The organism is Pseudoalteromonas sp. Ld19, from assembly GCF_045064135.1.
Taxonomy (GTDB): domain Bacteria; phylum Pseudomonadota; class Gammaproteobacteria; order Enterobacterales; family Alteromonadaceae; genus Pseudoalteromonas; species Pseudoalteromonas aliena.
In genome coordinates, this window is sequence record NZ_JBISHA010000011.1 from 11741 (window position 1) to 32879 (window position 21139).

Sequence of the window (21139 nt, forward strand, 5' to 3'; positions counted from 1 at the left end):
GATAGTGTTAAACATGGGTGCTTTAAATATGTGCACGTTTAAACACGTGCACTTTTGAAAAAATATTTAGGTAAACCCCATGCCAGTATAAATCCAATAAGTGGCAACGCCATTTGCATAATAGCGTACACGGCACTGGTGCGTCTGCTTGCGCCATTGGCAAGCGTAACGGCTTCGGTTGTTATTGTGGCTATGCGCCCGCCGCCAGCTAAAAGCGTGGGGAGGTATTGTCCAAAACTAATTGCTAAGCCCAGTGCGGCTGCAATTAAAATAGGGGCAAACAACTGAGGTAGTTTTACTTTAAAAAACACCTTACACGGCGCTGCGCCTAGGCTTGCTGCAACATGAGCAAAACGAGGATCTAAGCGCCTATAACTGCTCGCAAGTGACAAAAACACATAAGGCAACACAAACAGTAAATGCGTAAGTACCACATTAAAAAATGCGGCTTGGTTATTTACCAATTGCTGTATCCATACTAGCCCAAACAAAAAGGCAATACTGGGTACTAATAACGGTAAGTAAATAATTAAACTGGTAAAACGAGAAATAGGTTTGTCACTCAACTGCTCTGATTCTAAACACAATAAAGTAAGAATAATGGTAAATAGCGTGGTTACTAAACCGATTGCTAGCGTATTAAAAAGCGGGCTGCTCATCTGCATTAGCGCACTTTTAAAATGCAGTAGCGTAAATTGCTCAGGCATTGCATCTGGAAAGCGCCAAAAGCCTGCAACCGACCACATAACTAAACCAATAAGTGACAACAGTATAAAGCTAATTACTAATGTGGTGAGTACGACCGTTATTTTTTGCCAATAAAATCCGCCGTATTCGCGCACTCCATTAGTGAGCGAGTCGCTAAATAGCACTTTTACGGCTTTTTCTGTGCCAAGCCAAAGCGCTAATAACCCGCCTGTAACAGCTAGTTGTAATAAAGCACCTGCTGAGGCTTTAATACGCAGGTTTAAATCAACATCGTTAAACCAATGCATTATTGCAACGGCCAATGTTGGTGGTGTATTTGGGCCTAAAATGAGTGGCATTTCTACACTGGCACTTGCATAGGCAAGCACGGCTAAAAGGGGTAAACGCAGCAGCGGATAAAGACTTGGCAGTATTACTTTAAAAAAAGCGGTCATTGGGCAATAACCCAAGTTAAGCGCAACCTTATGTTGTTGGCGTAATTTTTTGCCAAGCTCAGGTTGAGCAAGTACGCCCAGTGCCATTAATAATAAAAAGGGAAGCTCTTTGAGTGTTAAGCCTAAAATAATACTAATACCGAACGAATCATGCGGAAATAGTCCGTTTGGCGCAAGTTCCCAGCCGCTTAACCAAGGCGACGCTAAGCGTGAAATCATACCTGAAGGGGCAATTAAAAACCCCACCGCAATAGCCGCTGCGGCATGAGGTATAACTAATATAGGGCTCAATAAACGCTGAATTCGGTTAAGCCACGGGCTATTAAAAAACGCAGCTAAAATCATTAAGGTAATGATAAATGCAAGCAAAGTACTTATTAAGCCTGTTGCAACGCTTAAGGTAACCATTTGGGTAAGGCCAGGTGTTTGCCAAAGGGTATTAAAACCTTGCAAGCTAAACGTTGTTTGCTCAAGTACGGGCGCATAACCAAAGGCAGGCAGCAATACGCTAATTAAGCCACCAAGTACGGGTAGTATAAGTAAAGCGAGTAAAAATCGCGGGCTAAATTTTACAATGCGCGTAAACATATCGGTGCTGCACTGCGTTGTTGCTTTGGTATTTACTAGTACACTTTTTGAAATAACGCTCATTGGCTTACTCCATAACGGGTTTGCCAACCTTGCATAATGGCGTTTACCCAGCTTGGATGAGGTTCGCTCAATGTGCGTTTAATACTGTTTAAAGGCAGTGCACTTGGATGCGGTTTAGCTGTTTTAAATAAGGCTTGCTGATCAGGCGTTAACGTTGATTGAATAAGTACGCTTTTATCGCCCCATATATGCGCTTTTTGTTTTTCAGCTTGCGCCTCAGGGCTGAGTAAAAAATTAGCCACTAATTGCGCACTTTGCTGGTGGCTTGCATTGTAAGGGATTGCCACAAAATGGGTATTACTTAAACTGCCATCACTCATTGCATAGCTGCGAATGCTGTTTGGTAAATCATAGCGTTTTACAGCTGCCGGTACTTCTGGTGCTGAAAAAGTAAAGGCTAAACTCAACTCTGTATCGTCTACTAAGCGGCGCATTTGAGCACCACTTTGCATAAAATGAGTGCCACCACGCCAAAGAGTTGGGTGTAATTTATCTAAAAAGTCCCACAGTGGGTTTAACACTTGCGCTGTATTTTTAGTTGTAGCTGGTTGGTTTAGCTGCGCTTTAATATTTTCGCTGCTTTGCTGATGCAGTACAACTAAGGCGTATTTTAAAAAGCTCATACCTAAAAAGTCAGGCGGCTTTGGGTAACTAAAGCGACCAGGGTTTTGCGCGCTCCAGTTTAATAATTCGTTTAATGTAGTAGGCAATTTATTGTTTGCCTTACCATTTATTGCAATGCTGTCGTAATAAAATGTAAGTGACGCTTGCCCCCATGGCGCTTCCATCCCATTGGTAGGTAAACCAAAGTCAAAGGTTACAGCTGGGTTGTTAGCCGGATCGGTTAATGCAAAGTAGGGGAGTTTATTTGCCCATTCTTTTAAAAGCAGAGAGTGCTCACTCATGGTGGCAAAGTTAGCCCCGTTGATCCACATTAAATCTACGCTGCCTTGGTTGTTATTGTTTGCTGATTTTTCAGCAAGTACACGGCTTACAGCTTCGCTGGTATCGCTTAATTTTACATGCACTAGGTTAATGTTGTACTTAGTTTTAACTTGCTGCGCTGCCCATTGAATATAGGCATTTATTTGCGCGTCGCCGCCCCATGCATAAAAGTATACATCTTGATTGCGACCAAGAGTTTGAACTTGTTGCCATCGAGATTGCTGCTGTGTGTTTATTACTAAATTACTTTCACTCTTTGAGTTGATAACGGTATTAGCAAACGCGATGCTCGAAAAAACAGCTAAATTTGCGATTGCACAAACGCAAAACGCGACACAGCAAAAGCTGTATCGCGTCAGTGTTTGCCAAAACTTAATGGCGAACATTTAAATCCCAGTTGTAGTCTAAAAATTTAACTTTCATGTCATCATTTCTAAGTGCTTTTTGCTGAGCGGGTATCAGTTTAAGGGCATCAGGATACTGCAAGAAAAACTGCTGTAGCGTGTTTGCACCTCTAAAGCCTTTTTCAAAGTCATCGCCGTACCACTTAAATATTGAAGACACGCTTAGCGTATTTTCTTGAGCCATATTACGTGTCATATCTGATAAAAAACGCACCGTTTGCTCTTGCAATTGGCTTTCTAAATCAGTGGCGGTATACGCTTCTTCTCGAAGCGCTGGGCAACCAATACTCGCGCAATTTACCGCAAAGTGAATGCGTGGGTCGTTGTATTTACCGCTGCCACGTATTAAATCATGCTCTATCTCATCAAGGCTGCGAGTTTTGCCAAGTAATGGCACAAACTCTTTACTCCACGGCGAGCTAAAAAAACTCCCTAAGTCTTTGATTGATTTAAGATCAGGATACTCTTTACTCGCAAGGTTAGAGACGATTAGTTCTACAGTCCACGCATTATAAGCATTGATTAAAAAAGCGAGTTGCTTAGGCTTTTCCCACGCGTCAAATTCGCTTTGCGTTACAGCCGTTAACGAATCTAAATACGTTTTTAGCTGTGCTTGCTCACGTTTTATGGCAGCGTAATCAACCTCAGTACTGTGATTATGGTTAATAGTAACAACATGCTTATTTAACAATGCATTCCAGCTATCGTGCATGTTTTGGGCTTGGGCCGAAAATGACGTTGCAAACGATGTTGCAACTAAAGCTGAGCCAAATAACAATGCTTTTAGAGGTGTTTTAAACATAATTAACCTCGACGCCAAGTGTGGTATTTTTCAAGCAAGTTAAGTACTTTTTCAGGTGCATGAGCGCGTTTCCACTCGCCTGCTGCGTATTTGTTACCTTCAGCCCAAGTAGGGTAGCTGTGTATAGTACCTAATATTTTGTTAAGACCTAAGCCGTGTTTCATTGCCAGTACAAACTCAGCAATTAAATCCCCAGCGTGTTCAGACACCACAGTAACACCGAGTATTTTGTCTTTGCCTTTTGGTGTAATTACTTTAATAAAGCCTTTTGTAGCGCTGTCGGTAATTGCACGGTCTAGCTCTTCAAATTCAAAGCGAGTGATCTCGTAATCTATGCCTTTGTCTTTTGCGTCTTGCTCGTTTAAGCCAACACGTGCAACTTCTGGGTCAATAAACGTAGTCCACGGAATAACACGGTAATCGACTTTAAACTTTTTAAGGTGACCAAATAAGCCATTTACTGCTGCGTACCAACCCTGATGGGCTGCCACATGTGTAAATTGGTATGGACCTACAATATCGCCTGCTGCAAAAATATTAGGGTACAGTGTTTCTAGGTATTCGTTAGTTACTACTGTACGGTTTGTTTCAATGCCTAGCTCTTCAAGACCGTAACCTTTAAGGCGTGCACTTCTACCAACGGCACATAATAGCTCGTCGTATTCAATATCTATTTCTTTGTCGTTATGTTTAACAACAATATATTTTTTACCATCGCGAGCTTCACAGCGAAGTGCTTGGTGCGATGTTAAAATATTAACGCCACTTTCGGTTAACGCTTCGTGAGCAAAAGTAGACACTTCAAGATCTTCTTTGATCATGATGCGCTCCGCCATTTCAATTTGTGTCACGCTTGAACCTAAACGTGCAAAGCTTTGTGCTAATTCGCTGCCAATTGGACCACCACCAAGTACGACAAGTTTTTTAGGTGCCTCATCCAGCTCTGCAAATTTATTCCACAATGTATCGCTTGTTACATAACCTGTTTCTTCAATGCCAGGTAATGGCGGTACAAATGGGCGTGCGCCAGTTGCAATAACAATAGTGCGAGCAGTGAGTGTTTGCGTGCCACCGTCGTTAAGTTTAATTTCTACAGTCCACGGGTCTATTAATTTACCGTAACCTTTTACAACATCTACGCCTAAGTTAGTGTAACGTTCAATACTGTCGTGTGGTGCTACATCGGCAATAACTTTATGTACACGCGCCATTACTTTTTTGAACGAAAACTGTGGTGTTGCGTTTTCTAGGCCGTAGTTTTCACCGTGGCGAATTTGCTCTGCAATTTTAGCGCTTTTAATAACGGCTTTACTTGGGACACAACCATAATTTAAACAGTCGCCACCCATTTCGCCCGCTTCAATAAGGGTTACTTTTGCTTTAACAGCAGCGGCAATGTAACTGGTTACTAAACCACCAGCACCCGCGCCAATAACAATCATGTTACGGTCGAACTTTTTAGGTTTAGTATAATTTTTGTATACACGGCGTTTTTTAAACACGTTTAAAATTCCTTTTGCAATAAATGGAAAGATACCTAATAAAGCGAACGATAAGATTAAGTTGAATGATAAAATTCCAGATAAGCTCTCTATTTGCGCCAGTTGCGTACCAGCAAGAACAAACACAAATGTACCTGCTAACATACCTAACTGGCTTACCCAATAATAAGTCCATGACTTTATTGCAGTAACGCCCATTAGTAAGTTGATTAAAAAGAACGGAAAAACAGGCACTAAACGAAGGGTGAATAAGTAAAAGCCACCTTCTTTTTCAACACCAGCATCAATTGCGGCTAGGCGCTCAGGAAAACGTTGTTTGATAGAATCACGTAATAAATATCGTGATACTAAAAAGGCAAGCGTTGCACCAATAGTTGATGCAAAAGATGCAACCAATAAACCTTCAACTAGACCAAATAGTGCGCCTGCTGCCAGTGTTAAAATAGCCGCCCCCGGTAAAGAGAGAGCAGTTACTACTACGTATAGCAAAAAGAACCCGCCAATAACTAATAAGGGAGACTGCTCTTTGTACTGGTTAAACTGATCCATCGACCCTTTTAAGCCATCAAGCGTAAGTAGTTGGTGTAAATTAAAATGAAAGAACAAGCCTACGGCGGCTGCTGCAATCAATAATAAAAATATTTTTTTAATCATGTTCTCTCTCTTAAAAACTATGCGTAAGGGTTAACTTTGCGTTTATTGGTAACTCAGGAAAAGCTAACGTTGCACCAAAGTAACCACCTTCAAATACTGGGCGCCAATTTTTTTGATTTGTGACGTTGTTTACATCTAAACGCAATTTAGTACTAGGTGTAAAAGCGTAGCTAGTATTAACGTTTAAGGTGTACTGATCACGAATTTTAACTGTAGCTAAAAAGTCTAATGGGTAACTCTTTGTATATAGACCTGAAAACCCCGCCTGCCATTTCGTATTTATCGAATAGTTTCCGTTAAAACTGAACGATTGTTCTGGAATGCCCTGCACTTGGCTATTTGAAGCCGCAAATGGCGTAAAGTTAGGTGCTCCAACGCCGGTACCAGCGATAATATCTGGACGAGAGTTGTCAAATGCATCAGCGACTTGTGCTGAATCTTGACTACTTGCAGAGTTGTCGTAACGCGCATCAATATAGCTGTACCCAGCACTTAACCAATATGGGTAGGCATCGTAAAATACTTGGCCTTCAAACCCTTGTGTACGAATACCGGTATTGCTTCCATCGCGGTTACGTAAACTACGGCGCTGGCTAAATAAAGCGCCATCGGCGTACCAATCGCTATCGGTTGGGGCGTATTTTAAACCAAACTCAACAAGGGTGTTTTCGGTAGCAAAGTTTTGTGCACTGATTGCGTTGTCGCCACCCAGTGATGTGCCACCAGCCATGCTGTTTGATGTAGCTTCGTTATAACTTGCCGCACCGTAAGTGGTGTAATCATTATTTAGTTTGTAATTAAAGCTAACTTGACCCGATTGCAGCGTGTCGTTAATGCTATCACTGGCGGCGACTTGACCTTGTGGTGCAATTGGATCACGTGCTTCTACATCATAATAGTCAATACGATAACCTACGCTTGTATGAAACTTATTTGTCCAATCTGAATCTTGCTGAATAGCAAACCCAGTTTGCCACGAGCGAGAGTCCGTAGTGTCTGATAAATTAAAGTCGCCGCTACCATCGTTGGTAATATCGTACTGGCCACCAGGAGATACAAACACACCTGGACTAATTTCAATTAAACGTGCTTGTTGCGCATTGGTTAAAGGAATACGACGATTTGAAATAGGGCCAGTTAAATCAATCGGTAAATCGGCTTCGGTAGTAAATTGGCTGTAGCCTAATACACGGTTGTAACGTACATCAAATGCAAAAATTGTTTGTTGTTTGTCACTCCATTGATAAGTTAACTCGGTACGGTTTTGTGCTGTATCGGCACCGTCTATAATTTCCACAAAGCTGTTTTGCGCAATTTCTTCACGTTGTAAGTGTTGAAAATACGTAATGTTTTTTATTGATGCATTGCTGGAAAGTTCACGCTTATAAATACTGTGTAGTAAGTAGGTAGTGGCTTCGTTTTGGTTATTTGGATCGGTAAGTACCGTACTACGGTCTATTTTTACTTGCCCAGTCGGTGAAATGATAGACCCTGCTGCTGGTATTGTGCTGCCGTTTACTTGCACGCCTTGGCCTGTAATGTATAAGCCATGATCTATGAGTGCTTGAGTAGGACGATTAATACCCGCATTGTCGGTAAATTCAACTTGGTATAACTCAAAATTAATATCCCAGCTGCTTTTCTCATCTGGTAATATTCGTAATGCTGCAAATAAGCTATCGCTTTTGGTGCCAGAGTAGTCGTAGTAGCTGCCATTATCAATGTGCTCAGCACTTACTCTAAAGCCAACTTTGTCTTTTACAATAGGTGCGCTGTAATCAACTAAAACACGGTATTGATCCCATCGGCCAGCTGACAAGCTCGCTTTACCTTTACTTTCATCAGTAGACGCTTTTTTAGAATGTAGGTTTACAAAACCACCATTACGTTGGCTCGAACCAAATAAAACCGGTGGTGCGCCTTTTACTACATCTATTTGCTCTACAGGATTAAATGATAACGGCACGCCAAAACCATTGTTACCTGCTTGGCGGCGTGTACCATCTTGGAAAAGTTCACCGAGCTGTCCACGAATTGTTGGCAAACTAGGTGCACCAAACCCGCTGGCTGAGTATGTGTTTGGGCTAACTGCTAGCACATCCTGCAGCGTAGTAATATTAAGTTGTTCTATCAGTTCGCTTGAAATAGGGGTGACTGAGCGCGCTATATCTTGCAGTGCTAAGTTGTCACCAAAAGGCCCATCAACCGTAGAGTCTTTAACCGAAAGGCCTTGAGATTTAATAACTTGGCCCGCCACTTCAATGCGTTCTATTGCATCATTTTTTGTTGTTTTTGATTCTTCAGCTGCAAAAGCACTCAGTGGTGTATTTAATATGGTGGCTAAGGATAAAGCCAAGTATGTGTGTTTCAAACGTTTTCTCTCTACGGTTATATGTTGATGGCGATAAAGACCGAAAGGTTTAAAAATAACTTTCAGTAAAATTTTGTTTCTTTTCGTTTTTTAGAACATAACAAAAACAGATGCATTCTAAGGTTAGTAACTAACGATTGCCCAATACAGTAATTGGTCTACATTGAATCTAAATATTTGCTTTTAATGATTTTTTTAATTATAGCTTATTTTTAGCTGTTAACTCTTCATATGTATTTACTTCTATACAAGGTACTTGATACCGAACTATCCACAGTCCAAGTTAATTACAAGGTTAAAGAGCTACTTTAATTAAAATAATTGAAAAATTTTGAAATAAAAACGAATCTATACGGTCTTGGTTACTTCAAGGTTTATTTATATATTTTTAAAGGAAGTTTTATGACAAGTTCAATGAATTCTGACGTTCAAAATCGTCTGCAGTGGTCTCTTTTATCGCTTCGTTTAGGCGTTTTTATCGTAATGATCATGTGGACGTTCGATAAATTCGTAAATCCAGGCCATAGCGCACGTATTTTTGAGCACTTTTACGGGATCAGTGGTTCATCAGATATTGTTGCTTATATACTGGGTGGTTTGCAGCTTATTTTAGTATTAGCATTTGTAGCGGGTATTAAAAAGCGTATCACGTACGGTCTGATATTTGTAATGCATGGATTATCGACTCTCTCGTCATACAATCAGTACATCGACGGTTTTAATAATCTATTGTTTTTTACTGCTTGGCCAATGTGGGCTGCGTGTTTTGCACTTTACTTATTACGTGATCAAGACGTAAAATTTACTATTAAGTAGTGCCCACATCGTTAAAAGAAAAAATGGTTATAAGGCATTTGCCTTATAACCAAACAGTACACAGGGAGTGTATTTAAGTTAAACGGTTTCAAATTAATGCATAGCGTCGTTATATTGCTTTGCTAAGCTTTCTTTTTGTTCTTCAGTGAGTGCTTTTCCTGCCAATTGAAATACTTCGTGTTCTTCTTCGCTTAAATGATGATGGACTAAATGATGCAGCTTTTTAGCTGTAACTAGCCAAGCCGGTGAACTCATCTCGGTAACCTCAAGGTCTTCAATTAACTCATCAATTTCATGATGCTCGGCAACACTGTGACGTGATTTTTCATGAGTTAAATCATCAAGCATTAGCGGGTTATAAAAATAACGCTCTTCAAATTTTGCGTGCTCTTTTAATTCTGTTTTAAGCTGATCCATTAATGTGTGGCGTTCATCTGTGTCGCCATGAGTTTGAATAAGTGCATCTACCAATTTACGTTGTTTGTCGTGATCATGTCGTAGTGCTTCAAAAATATTCATAACTAATCCTTTCACTTGTTATTTGATTGCTCATATCAATAGAGAGCAAGCTAAATGCCAATATTTAAGTTATTGAATTTTATTGTTTATATTTTTAATGGTACATTTTTTGATTATTATTCTGTAAATTTTACAATTATTTAAGTGCAATAATTTCATGCCTATAGGTATTTAATGGTTGTATGTTTTATTAAAGTGATAAAGTAGTGATACCATTGAGGTACAAGTTACAACCAACGCTTAAGTGCATAAATAAAAAATATTATAAAAGCGACTTTTGTAGGTGAATTAGAAGGATTGTTTTTTAGAATTTTTGTTATTGTTACGCTGTTATTAGCGATTAACAGCAGGTTAATCTATTACTATTCAAATGAGGTATACATGCAAAGTACTCTAAGGGCAAAAATAATTACTGTATGTGATAAAAAAATAGCGACGAAGGGCGAAAATGTAGGCCTTTCTTTTTATGCGTTTTTTGCAAATAAAAACGACGATCCAGAGCTACTCATGGAAGCGGCTACATGGTGGATACACACCCATCAATTAGATCATTTTGTAAAAGCATATAAAATCAAACAAATGGTGTTAGATGGGCTTTAACGGGTTCAACGATTAATGTTTGATTAAAAATCGGCGGCTACTTCAAACTCTAATCGTTTTTGGGTTATTGGGTGAGTAAATGCCAAGTATTCTGCGTGTAAATGTAATCTATCCGCTTTTTGGCCGTAGTGTGTATCACCTACCATTGGCGTGTTGAGTCCTAAACGATGCGCGCAATGCACTCTTAATTGATGGGTACGGCCTGTTTTAGGGTATAACTGCAAGCGTGTAACATCATTTTTACGCTCTAAAACATGCCATGTAGTAAGTGATGGTTTACCATTTTTGTAGCACACCATTTGGCGTGGCTTGTCATCAAAGTCGAGTATGAGTGGTAAATCAATCGTTCCGCTATCTTCGGGAACATTTCCTTCAACTAATGCTACATAGCGCTTATCTATTGTGCGTTCAATGAATTGTTTTTGTAGTGCTTTATGAACGCGTTTATTTAAGGCGATCATTAAAAGCCCCGAAGTGGACATATCTAATCTGTGCACAATTAGCGGACCAGATGCTTCTGGAAACTGCGTTTTAATACGCATATAAACAGAATCTTCAATATTAACGCCCGGTACAGATAAAAATTCAGCGGGTTTATTTACCACCAGTAAATCGTCATCTTTATAAATAATGCTTAAATCTTTTCCATCGGCCGGATTAATAAGTAGCGGGTTATCTTCAATGTTTAAACCCTCGAGCATGTGGCCTAATATAGGTTGGCATTTACTGTAACAAGAAGGGTAGTAGTTTTTATGTTGTCTGATTGCAGATTTAGGCGCGGCTCCCCACCAAAACTCAGCCATAGCAATCGGTTTTAAGTGGTGTTTGTACGCATATTGTAGCAACTTTGGGGCAGCACACTCTCCAGAGCCTGCTGGTGGGATCCGTTCAGGTAGTATTGAAAAAATGGTATTTAAGTCTCTAACTTCATTGTTTGCATTTAAAAATTGGTATTGAGAAAAAAGTTTTTTTTGTAAGTTTTTAGAAAGTGTTTTTCGGCGTTTTTTTAAATGGGCTATTTCATCAGTAATTTTCGTTAATGCGTGCTGAAGTAAATCTACTTTATTTTGCCAATGTAACTTAAGTGCCTGCAACTGTTTTTTTTCTACGATACTCTGTCCGGCAAGCTTGTTTTTTAACTGCTCAAAATCATTTTCGTTCAGCTCTAATTCGCCTTCGGTACGTTGTATTTTTCGTTGCTGGCGACCGATTTGCATTACTGCCTGTTGAGCTAATAGCGCTTGCTGGTAACTCTGTGTTGCATCATCAAGTTTGCAATTAACGTCATGCAGTTGTTCGCTATTTTCTAACTGCTCAATTTGAGCATTAATATCATTAATTATTTCGCTTTGAGCTAAATAGCAATCGTCGTGTAGCTGCATACTAGAAATAGGAGGGACAAAACTAATATTGCCTTTATCACCTTCAATTTGTCCAGAGTAAGCACTTAAAAAACCCAACTGCTGCTCAGTATTTTGCACCACTAATACACCAAACATTTTACCTGCATTTTTTGCTTTTAAATGTGTTAATGCTTCAAGTTGCTGTTGTAATTGCTCAGTCGCGGCAACCGCTAATGGCTGTGGCTCGTAATAAAACGGAAAGGTAAACTTTTCAGGAAGCGTGAACTTATCAATGTTTTCAGAAAATAACGTAAAGCAAGGAGCAAAATTTGGCATGGTAATTAGGCGATGAATCAGTAAATAAAAGCATTGGAAGTGATAGTAACATATTCACAGTTAAGCGACTAAGTATCTCAAGGACACTGTATCACCCTGAACTTTGGATAATAAATCTATCTCGAGCAGCTATTTTTAGCGCTAACTGCGTTGAATTTACTTGCAACAGGCCAGCTATTGACGCGTAAATTCGCCTTGTTCTCACTGAAAATCCCTTAACCAGAGTTCAGGTTATATCAGTAAAGTGATTGACAGCTGAACTCGCTTTGCTCAATTAAAGTAAAGCGAGTGTTTAATATCAGTTATAAACTCTTTTTAGGCGGTAGGGCAACGTTTGCAAATATTAGCCCTGCAACAAGCGACATAAATATTAAAAACGTTTGTTGGCCTATATGCTCTGCGTACACAAAGTCTTGACCTTCAATCAGAGAATTTAAGCCGATATAGGTTTTACTACCTGGAACTAACACAATCAAGCCTTGCATGGCCACAATTGAGGCGGGCGCATTGGCAACACGGTTAAACAAGTTACTAAATATACCTACCGATAACGCACCGACAAAGGTACCTAAGGTGTAATCAAGATACATAGCCGAACCGATACTCGTGCCATACGCTATAAAGCCTGATGCAATAGACCAAACTGCGTGTTTAAGTTTGGTTCTAAAAATAACGATTAAGCTGCTACAAAGTAAGAATATAGCCAGCCATGCTGTCCACTTTGGCAATGGTTCTGGCTGTACAAAATCGGCTTGCCCAAATAACGCAAAACCAATACCTATGCCAATGAAGCCACCAAAATACAGTTTAAACAGTAGCATAAACGAGTCCATTACTCGCGCGGTACCAGACACCAAATGCCGTGCTGCTAGCTCGGCTAACCCCAGTGCAAGCGCTAAACCAGGTATAAATACAATAATGGCTGAAAGCACCACTAAGCGTATATTTATTTCAGGCGTTATATATACACTCACGGCACAGGCCAATATGGCTGACACAATAGCAACTAATGGTTCTAGCATGTGTGCAACACGTTTTGAGCGGCCAGACCAAAGTACAAATAAATAAACAACCAGAGTCAGTAATGATGACCAAATTACGTCAGTCCAACTGGTACCCATTAGCATAGCAAAGGCACCACCAGAAGTGGCAAATGCAATACCTGTTACAAGCTTGTTGTATGGGTTGGGCATAACGTAAATTGCATCAAGCTGAGCATCGACTTCTTGTAAAGTTAACTTGTCGTCAAGCATTTGATTTACAAGGTCGTCGGTGTCGGCAAGGGAGCCTAAATCGTGATCGCCAGGATCGACTCGCGCAACATGGGTATACTCGTCTTCGTGGCCGTCGGTCCAAATAACAAATGTTACAGAGGTTGGCGACATTACAAATGAGGATTTGAGACCTAAGTAAGTAGCCACTTCCATTAGGTGGGCTTCTAGGCGGTAGGCTGGTGTGCCATACTTATGAAGCATTTTACCTAATTTTACGATAAATTTGCGTTTTTCTGTAAAAGTTGCAGTTTTCAAATCTTTTTGAACCAAATATTGCGATAACTAAGCTAAAAATATAGACAATACAGCTAAAACTGCCCACGTTCGATGGGCGCGATTTTAAACACTAATCTGTGTGTGTCTAGTCATTTTTAATCTAATTTTTTATTTTTTTCAGCTATCCATTGCGACATGTATTGCGTACTGCGCATTGTATGATGTTTGAGCATTTGGCCTGTGAAGTTTTTTTCGCGATGAGCACTTAAATCGCTACTTATTGTGTCAATTTTTTGGATTAACGCAGCGCTCAATTGTGCTTTGTTGTATAGCGCATTAAGTAGCGTATTGCCATCTTGTTGTGCTTGTTCAAAGTCACTTTGGTTGTTGTACATTTCTACAGCTGCATCAGCAAAGTCATCGGCGGTGTTAGCTATTTTACCAGGCCAGGGTAACTCGTTATGCATGCCCTCTGCGCCAATGTTGGTGGTAACGCTAGGTGTTTGCATTATCATAGCTTCAAGTAACTTACCTTTTATACCTGCGCCAAAGCGCAGTGGCGCTAAACATACACGTGCACTTTGCATTACATCAAACGCATTATCGGCCCAACCTTTTATTAAAAACCCTGTTTTTGGGTTATTAAGTGCGGTGGCTTTAGGCGGTGGGTAAGAGCCATAAATATGCAGCTCTGCTTTTGGTAGTTGCTTGCGAATAAGTGGCCATATTTTTTGTAGGTAAAGTACGGCGTCCCAATTTGGCGCGTGTCTAAAGTTGCCAATGGTCATAAAGTGTTGGCGCTGCTCAAACGTTTTAGTACTCGTTGGTAATGCGCTTAAATCGACCATAAAAGGAAGGTGATGTAATAAGTTTGACTCTACTTTAAATACACTGTGGAGTAAACTCATCTCATAGCTTGAAATAATTAAGCTTAAGTCGCAACGTAAAATAGCTGCTATTTCGCGTTTGGCTATGTCTGAGTGTAAATCGCTAGTTGAAAACTCACGCTCGCCTTTGAACGCTTCGTGGCGAGCGTTACGCAGGCATTGTAAGTCTTCGGTATCTAAAATTTTAATCGCATGCGGACAGTGTTTATCTACACGCCAGCCAAATTGCTCTTCCATCATAAAGCGGTCAAACATCACTATGTCTGGGTTATAGGCTTTTACGTATTCGTCAAAGCTATCACAGTTTAGTGCAATGCTTTGGCAGGTTATGCCAACGTCGTCAAGGTTTACCATGTGGTCGGTACGTAGTGCGGGCGTTGCAAATTCCACATCCCAGTTTTGCGCTCTAAATGCATTTAATAACGACATCATGTGCGTTCCCGCAGCAGATGAATTTGGCTCTGGCCATACGTAGCCAATTACCAGCACTTTTTTCATTGGCTAGAATCTCTAATTTGTAAGTTTACATTGACCAGTGTTTTGACTGGTGGGGATATATTTTGTAGTAGTTCTTGCAGTACTAAGTGGCACCGCTTAGCGATATCATCGGCGTTAATAACCACAGTACTCACATTGCCAGGCATTACTGTGTAGTGAGGTAAATGATGGCAGCTCGCTACGTTTATATTGTTGCTGTCTGGTATGTTAAGTGAGTGTATTGCAGCAATCACACCCTGCGCGATTATATCATTTGCGCACACTACCGCATTTAATTGAGGTTGTTTTTTATAAGCTTCAATAAACGCATTTTTAGCGTCAAGCGGCTGATTTTGATTGCATGCGATGGTAACAAGAGGCGTTACATTTTGCTGCGAACAAGCACTCTTAAAGCCACTTTGTAGTGCTTGAGAGTCGCTTAAAGTAAGCTCGTGGCCGATAAACGCAATATGTGTAACCCCTTGCGCCAGCAAATGCATGCAGGCTAGATGGCTTGCTTTTTTATAGTCAGGTAACACACACGGAGCAACGCTAAAGGGAACTTCGCGCATTAGGGTAATGACTTTGTATTGTTCACTGAGTGTATCGAGCCATTTGCCGCAAGTGTGAGCAACGGGGCAAATAATAAACGCAGCGGCATTGTATTCTTTTAAATTTTTAACCGCATTTTTTTGTTGTTCAAGGCTATTATTGCTGCTTAAGATCATGGCTTGCGAGCCATTTTCGTTTAACAAGTGCTCTATACTTGTGGCAAGTTTTGCCATATATGGATCGTTTAGGTTGTTTATAATTATTGCGACTAAGTTAGATCGCCTTGAGCGCATTGCAGCCGCATCGCGGTTATAAACATAGCCCAGCGCATCAATCGCTTTTAATACTTTTTGTTTGCTTTTATCACTTACTTTATCGCTTTGGGTAAGTACTAGTGACACTGTCGATTTTGATACACCGGCAAGATCTGCAACATCAAAAATAGTGACTGATTTGGTTTTGTTATGCATTTTTAATGTGTCGCAGTGGTCAATAAATAGCGCTGTAGTGTAGCTTAAACAGTACTATTAAGTCATCTATTGGAATACTTAAAACGAGCTTAATGCTTTATGAACAAAGCAAAACGTGTTTATATACGTTTATAAAAGTAAAAAATAACAAAAGGATAAAACATGAACGCTTTTAGGCTGTTAGTTGCCTTTATTTGTAGTGTTACATTGCTGCCAACAAGCTACGCTGAGCAAGGATATCAAACGCCATCACCTGAGCTTGCCGCTCTGGTTGATGCTAAATTGGCACCCTCTAGTTACTTATCAAGCGATGGTCAGTGGCTTGCATTATTTGAGCGTAAGCGTGTAGTGACGCTCGACGAGCTTGCAAAAGAAGAGCTTAAGCTTGCCGGTATTAAGCTAAATCCCGCTAATTTTTCGCGTTCACGTGTCAGTGCCAAGTTTAGTGCTGTAGAGCTAAAGCATGTTCAAAGTGGCACTGTTATTAGTATTAATAACTTACCAACGGGTATTATTCGCTCACCTAAATGGTCATCTAATAGTAAATATTTAGCCTTTGTTGTTGAGCAACCAACCCAAGCCAACTTATGGCTTTACAGCGTTGAAACCAAACAAGCAAAAGAGTTAACTAGCGCTGCATTAAATTCGGTACTAACTGCCTCACCATATAAATGGCTGCCAGATAGCAGCGCCATTGTTGCAAACCTCGCTGTTAACTTTACCAAGCCAAGGCTTAAAAATAACAGCCAAAACGTAGTGCCGGTTATTCAACAAAGTTCAGGCGAAAAAGCGCCAGCACGTACTTACCAAAACTTATTAACAAGCCCGTTTGATGAAGCGCAATTTAAGTTTTATGGCCAAGGGCAATTGGCTTATGTAACGCTTGATGGTAATGCTCAAGCAATTGGTAGCTCAGCGCTATTTAAATCGTTTTCGGTATCACCTGATTCTACCAATATATTAGTCGCGGGTATTAATGAGCCGTTTTCGTATCAAGTGCCTTACAGCCGCTTTGCAAGCACGTGGCAAATATGGGGCATGCGCGGCTATGCCTTAGCAGAGCTGGCAAAACAGCCACTTGCCGACAATATTCCACAAGGTTACGACAGCGTTCGCACTGGCCGCCGCGATTTTGAATGGCGAGCAGATCAAGGGGCTGAGGTTATTTGGGCAGAAGCGCAAGATGGCGGCGACATGAAAACCGACGTTGAGCATCATGATTATGTTTACAGCTTACGTGCACCATTTAAACGCGAGCCTAAATTATTTGCAAAAGTTGAGCGCCGTTATGCGGGAATGGAGTGGGGCAACGAAAACGTTGCAATGCTCACTGATTGGCGCTTTAGCGATCGCCAAGTTCGTACTTATATAGTGCAGCCACGTGATGCTGACAAAAATCGTGTATTGTTTTCAGAGCGTAGTTACAACGATGCGTATAAAGATCCAGGTAGTGCAATTTATGAGCGCAACGATTTAGGCGCCAACGTGATTAAAATTGTAGGCGGGCGCTATATTTACCTGCGTGGTAATGGTGCTTCAGAGCAAGGTAATATCCCGTTTTTAGATAGGTTTGATGTTAAAACAAATAACAGCAAGCGTTTATGGCAATCAAAATCGCCATACTACGAGCGTGTACGCGCACTGCTTGACGACGAAGGTGAGCGATTTATTACTATTCGTGAATCTAAAACTGAGCAACCTAACTTTTTTATACGTGATTTAGATAATGACACGCTAACGCAATTAACAACGTTTGAGCACCCGTATCCAGCATTTAAAGGGGTAACTAAAGAGCAATTACGTTATAAACGCAACGACGGTGTTGAGCTTTCGGGCACGCTTTATTTGCCGCCAGGGTATGACAAAGCACAAGGCCCGTTACCTGTGTTAATGTGGGCTTACCCTCTTGAATACAAAGATAAAGCGGTTGCATCGCAAGTACGTGAATCACCCTACGCGTTTACTTACATTGGCTACTGGGGACCAATGCCTTATCTTGCAAAGGGGATTGCCGTATTTGACGACCCTAAAATGCCAATAGTGGGTATTGATGGCAGTGAGCCAAACGATAACTTTAGAAAGCAGTTAGTCTCAAGCGCGCAAGCAGCTGTTGATGTATTGGTTAAAAAAGGCATTGCCGATAAAAATAATATCGCAATAGCAGGGCATTCGTACGGTGCGTTTATGGTTGCTAACTTATTAGCACACAGCGACTTATTTAAAGCAGGCATTGCGCGCAGTGGCGCGTATAACCGCACATTAACGCCGTTTGGTTTTCAAGGAGAAGAGCGTGATTTTTGGCAAGCACAAAGCGTGTACGCTAATATGTCACCATTTTTCCATGCTGAAAAAATTAACGAACCAATGCTGATGATCCACGGACAAGAAGACCCTAATTCTGGCACCTTCCCAATGCAAAGTGAGCGTATGTACGCAGCGCTCAAAGGGTTAGGTAAAGATGCCCGTTTAGTTATGCTCCCTTATGAAGCACATGGGTACCGTGCGCGTAAAAGCTTATTACACGTACTGTGGGAACAAGAGCAGTGGCTAGATAAGTACTTGCTAAGTGATACAGTTGAGTCGATAAAAGTAACTACTGAGCCAGTGACAGAGTTAACACCTAGCAAATAGTAAAGGTGCATTTATGCTGTGAGGGCAAGAAGATCCACTCTTAATCTCACGGCACCTTCCCAATGCAAAGTGAGCGTATTTACGCAGCGCTAAAAGGGTTAGGTAAAGATGCCCGTTTAGTTATGCTCCCTTATGAAGCACATGGTTACCGTGCGCGTAAAAGCTTATTACACGTACTGTGGGAACAAGAGCAGTGGCTAGATAAGTACTTGCTAAGTGATACAGTTGAGCCAGTAGAGGTTATTACTGAACCAGTGGTAAGTGCTGGGCAATAGATGCTTTTTACATATGCGGTGGGGTGCAAGAAGACCCACCCTCAATCTCACGGCACCTTCCCAATGCAAAGTGAGCGCATGTACGCAGCGCTAAAAGGGTTAGGTAAAGATGCTCGCTTGGTCATGCTCCCTTATGAGGCACATGGTTACCGTGCGCGTAAAAGCTTATTACACGTACTGTGGGAACAAGAGCAGTGGCTAGATAAGTACTTGCTAAGTGATACAGTTGAGCCCGTAGAGGTTATTACTGAACCAGTGGTAAGTGCTGGGCAATAGATGCTTTTTACATATGCTGTGAGGGCAAGAAGATCCACTCTTAATCTCACTGCACCTTCCCAATGCAAAGTGAGCGCATGTACGCAGCGCTAAAAGGGTTAGGTAAAGATGCTCGCTTGGTCATGCTCCCTTATGAGGCACATGGTTATCGTGCGCGTAAAAGCTTATTACACGTACTGTGGGAACAAGCGCAGTGGTTAGATAAGTACTTGCTAAGTGATGCAGTTGAGCCGGTAGATGTAATTACTGAATCAGTGATAAGTACTGGGCAATAGTAATAAACATAAGTAAGTAACAGCGCGGCTACTTATAGCCGCGTTTTGGTTTTAATATAAGAGTAAATTAATGATTGATGTTGCAGCACTGGCGGTTTTTATTCCTACCTTCTTTTTTGTGTCTATAACCCCTGGTATGTGCATGACCCTTGCCATGACCTTAGGTATGAGCATTGGTGTGCGTCGTACATTATGGATGATGGTAGGTGAGCTATTAGGTGTAGCAAGTGTTGCCATAGCGGCTGTATTAGGCGTTGCAAGCGTGATGCTAAATTATCCTGATGCCTTTGCTATTTTAAAATGGGTAGGCGGTGCGTATTTAATTTATATTGGCTTTAACATGTGGCGAGCCAAAGGCAAAATGTCGATTGATACTTCAGAACCTAAAGATGTAAGTAGGCGCTCGCTTTTTACTCAGGGTTTTGTAACCGCAATAGCGAATCCTAAAGGGTGGGCATTTATGATTTCCTTGCTGCCACCATTTATAAGTGTTGAGCATGCAGTAGCCCCGCAGCTATTAGTTCTACTGAGCGTAATAATGGTGAGCGAATTTTTATGTATGCTGGCTTATGCAACAGGTGGAAAAAGCCTGCGTTTATTTTTAGCCCGTGGTGATAACATTATATGGATGAACCGTATAGCTGGGAGCTTAATGGTTGCAGTAGGTGTGTGGTTGGCGCTAGGCTGATTTCCTTATACCAATCAGCAATAATATCTTAAGCAATAACAACGACAAAAAATGAACGTTGTTATTGCTCTACATTATGTATGATAAGTAAATTCAACGCAGTTAGCGCTGATAATAGCTGCTGGAGATAGATTTATTATCCAGAGTTCAGGTTACTTATTTAAGTGCTGATCATGAAAGCGTAAATGCTCTTCTATAAATGATGAAATAAAGTAATAACTGTGATCATACCCTTCATGAATAGCGAGCTGTAATGGGTAACCATTTATTTTTGCTGCAGCTTCCAACACCTCAGGCTTTAATTGATCCTTAAGGAAATCATCAGCACCGCCTTGGTCAACTTTGGCTGGAATAAATAAGGTCGCTTTACGCATTAGTTCACTCGAATCATAGCTTTCCCACGCGGTTTTATCTTTACCTAAATAGGCCGCGAAGGCTTTTTTACCCCAAGGGGCTTTTACGGGATTACAAATCGGGCTGAAAGCCGACATTGAGGAATATCGTTCAGGGTTACGTAAACCGATAGTTAATGCGCCGTGTCCGCCCATAGAGTGGCCACTAATTGCGCGTTTATCTGAAACAGGGAATGCCGCTTCAATAATATTAGGCAATTCATTCACTATGTAATCGTACATCTGATAATGGCGATTCCAAGGAGCTTGGGTCGCATTTACATAAAAGCCAGCTCCCATACCCAAATCATACGCTTCGTCGTTGGCAACCCCTTCACCACGGGGACTGGTGTCAGGAGCTACAATAGCAATACCTAGCTCTGCTGCTATACGTAAAGCGCCTGCTTTTTGCATGAAATTTTCGTCGGTACACGTTAAACCAGAAAGCCAATACAATACCGGTACTTTTTGACCGCTAGATACATGTGGCGGTAAGTAAATAGCGAAGCGCATTGCGCAATTTAATACTTTTGATTGGTGGCTGTATTGTTTATGCCAGCCACCAAAGCTTTTATTTACACTTATATTTTCAATCGTCATGGCAAAACCTCAAACGTCAGCTTTTTTCATTTTTAATATCA

General features: G+C 41.0%; 16 protein-coding genes and 2 pseudogenes. 7 read left to right on the forward strand and 11 right to left on the reverse strand.

What is annotated here, in order from left to right; translation table 11 throughout:
• Positions 1-38: 38 nt before the first annotated feature.
• The 5 genes from ACJJVZ_RS01470 to ACJJVZ_RS01490 are packed head-to-tail and all read right to left on the reverse strand — an operon-like array spanning position 39 to position 8471.
• On the reverse strand, positions 39-1793 hold the full coding sequence (locus ACJJVZ_RS01470) for an ABC transporter permease (RefSeq protein ID WP_405597514.1): 1755 nt from the start codon (positions 1791-1793) through the stop codon (positions 39-41).
• The gene (locus tag ACJJVZ_RS01475) at positions 1790-3124 is read right to left on the reverse strand and encodes an ABC transporter substrate-binding protein (protein ID WP_405597517.1); all 1335 of its coding nucleotides are present in this window, start codon (positions 3122-3124) and stop codon (positions 1790-1792) included. The genes ACJJVZ_RS01470 and ACJJVZ_RS01475 overlap by 4 nt, the downstream gene beginning before the upstream one ends.
• The gene (locus ACJJVZ_RS01480; RefSeq protein WP_405597520.1) at positions 3111-3944 is read right to left on the reverse strand and encodes a DUF547 domain-containing protein; all 834 of its coding nucleotides are present in this window, start codon (positions 3942-3944) and stop codon (positions 3111-3113) included. Before ACJJVZ_RS01480 ends, ACJJVZ_RS01475 begins: the two co-directional genes overlap by 14 nt.
• Positions 3945-3946: 2 nt before the next feature.
• Positions 3947-6100, reverse strand: coding sequence for an FAD-dependent oxidoreductase (locus tag ACJJVZ_RS01485; RefSeq protein WP_405597522.1), 2154 nt, complete (start codon positions 6098-6100; stop codon positions 3947-3949).
• 10 nt (positions 6101-6110) lie between these two features.
• Positions 6111-8471 carry a TonB-dependent receptor gene (locus ACJJVZ_RS01490; RefSeq protein ID WP_405597524.1) on the reverse strand — a complete coding sequence of 787 codons (2361 nt, stop codon included), beginning with the start codon at positions 8469-8471 and terminating at the stop codon, positions 6111-6113.
• Between the two features lie 402 nt (positions 8472-8873).
• Here ACJJVZ_RS01490 and ACJJVZ_RS01495 point away from each other — a divergent pair, with 402 nt between their 5' ends.
• Entirely contained in the window at positions 8874-9287 is a 414-nt protein-coding gene (locus ACJJVZ_RS01495) for a hypothetical protein (RefSeq protein ID WP_077535616.1), read from the forward strand.
• 93 nt (positions 9288-9380) lie between these two features.
• Here ACJJVZ_RS01495 and ACJJVZ_RS01500 read toward each other — a convergent pair whose 3' ends face one another.
• Positions 9381-9806 (reverse strand): hemerythrin domain-containing protein, encoded by a 426-nt coding sequence (locus ACJJVZ_RS01500; RefSeq protein WP_077535617.1) that lies wholly within the window; start codon positions 9804-9806, stop codon positions 9381-9383.
• A 381-nt stretch (positions 9807-10187) separates the two neighbouring features.
• Between ACJJVZ_RS01500 and ACJJVZ_RS01505 the strand changes: the two genes are divergently transcribed.
• On the forward strand, positions 10188-10406 hold the full coding sequence (locus ACJJVZ_RS01505; RefSeq protein ID WP_138584811.1) for a DUF6500 family protein: 219 nt from the start codon (positions 10188-10190) through the stop codon (positions 10404-10406).
• A 23-nt stretch (positions 10407-10429) separates the two neighbouring features.
• Here ACJJVZ_RS01505 and ACJJVZ_RS01510 read toward each other — a convergent pair whose 3' ends face one another.
• From ACJJVZ_RS01510 to ACJJVZ_RS01525, 4 genes are all read right to left on the reverse strand, one after another.
• The gene (locus ACJJVZ_RS01510) at positions 10430-12085 is read right to left on the reverse strand and encodes a pseudouridine synthase (RefSeq protein WP_405597527.1); all 1656 of its coding nucleotides are present in this window, start codon (positions 12083-12085) and stop codon (positions 10430-10432) included.
• Positions 12086-12387: 302 nt separating this feature from the next.
• A complete protein-coding gene (locus ACJJVZ_RS01515; RefSeq protein WP_077535620.1) occupies positions 12388-13614 on the reverse strand; it encodes a threonine/serine exporter ThrE family protein in 1227 nt (408 codons plus the stop codon).
• A gap of 116 nt (positions 13615-13730) precedes the next feature.
• Entirely contained in the window at positions 13731-14960 is a 1230-nt protein-coding gene (locus ACJJVZ_RS01520; protein ID WP_405597530.1) for a glycosyltransferase, read from the reverse strand.
• Positions 14957-15961 (reverse strand): LacI family DNA-binding transcriptional regulator, encoded by a 1005-nt coding sequence (locus ACJJVZ_RS01525; protein WP_405597532.1) that lies wholly within the window; start codon positions 15959-15961, stop codon positions 14957-14959. The genes ACJJVZ_RS01520 and ACJJVZ_RS01525 overlap by 4 nt, the downstream gene beginning before the upstream one ends.
• A 162-nt stretch (positions 15962-16123) precedes the next feature.
• Between ACJJVZ_RS01525 and ACJJVZ_RS01530 the strand changes: the two genes are divergently transcribed.
• The 5 genes and pseudogenes from ACJJVZ_RS01530 to ACJJVZ_RS01550 all read left to right on the forward strand — a co-directional run bounded on the left by ACJJVZ_RS01530 (position 16124) and on the right by ACJJVZ_RS01550 (position 20106).
• Positions 16124-18592 (forward strand): S9 family peptidase, encoded by a 2469-nt coding sequence (locus ACJJVZ_RS01530; protein ID WP_405597535.1) that lies wholly within the window; start codon positions 16124-16126, stop codon positions 18590-18592.
• A 50-nt stretch (positions 18593-18642) separates the two neighbouring features.
• Positions 18643-18867 (forward strand): annotated as a pseudogene (locus tag ACJJVZ_RS01535) (alpha/beta hydrolase family protein); the annotation flags it as partial.
• 51 nt (positions 18868-18918) lie between these two features.
• Positions 18919-19143, forward strand: a pseudogene (locus tag ACJJVZ_RS01540) (alpha/beta hydrolase family protein); the annotation flags it as partial.
• A gap of 77 nt (positions 19144-19220) precedes the next feature.
• Positions 19221-19418 (forward strand): alpha/beta hydrolase family protein, encoded by a 198-nt coding sequence (locus tag ACJJVZ_RS01545; protein ID WP_405597537.1) that lies wholly within the window; start codon positions 19221-19223, stop codon positions 19416-19418.
• Between the two features lie 70 nt (positions 19419-19488).
• The gene (locus tag ACJJVZ_RS01550) at positions 19489-20106 is read left to right on the forward strand and encodes a LysE family translocator (RefSeq protein ID WP_138586931.1); all 618 of its coding nucleotides are present in this window, start codon (positions 19489-19491) and stop codon (positions 20104-20106) included.
• Positions 20107-20258: 152 nt separating this feature from the next.
• On the opposite strand, the gene fghA is transcribed toward ACJJVZ_RS01550, so the two are convergent.
• Positions 20259-21098: an S-formylglutathione hydrolase gene (fghA, locus tag ACJJVZ_RS01555; protein WP_138586933.1), complete on the reverse strand. Its 840-nt coding sequence runs from the start codon at positions 21096-21098 to the stop codon at positions 20259-20261.
• Positions 21099-21139 lie beyond the last annotated feature (41 nt).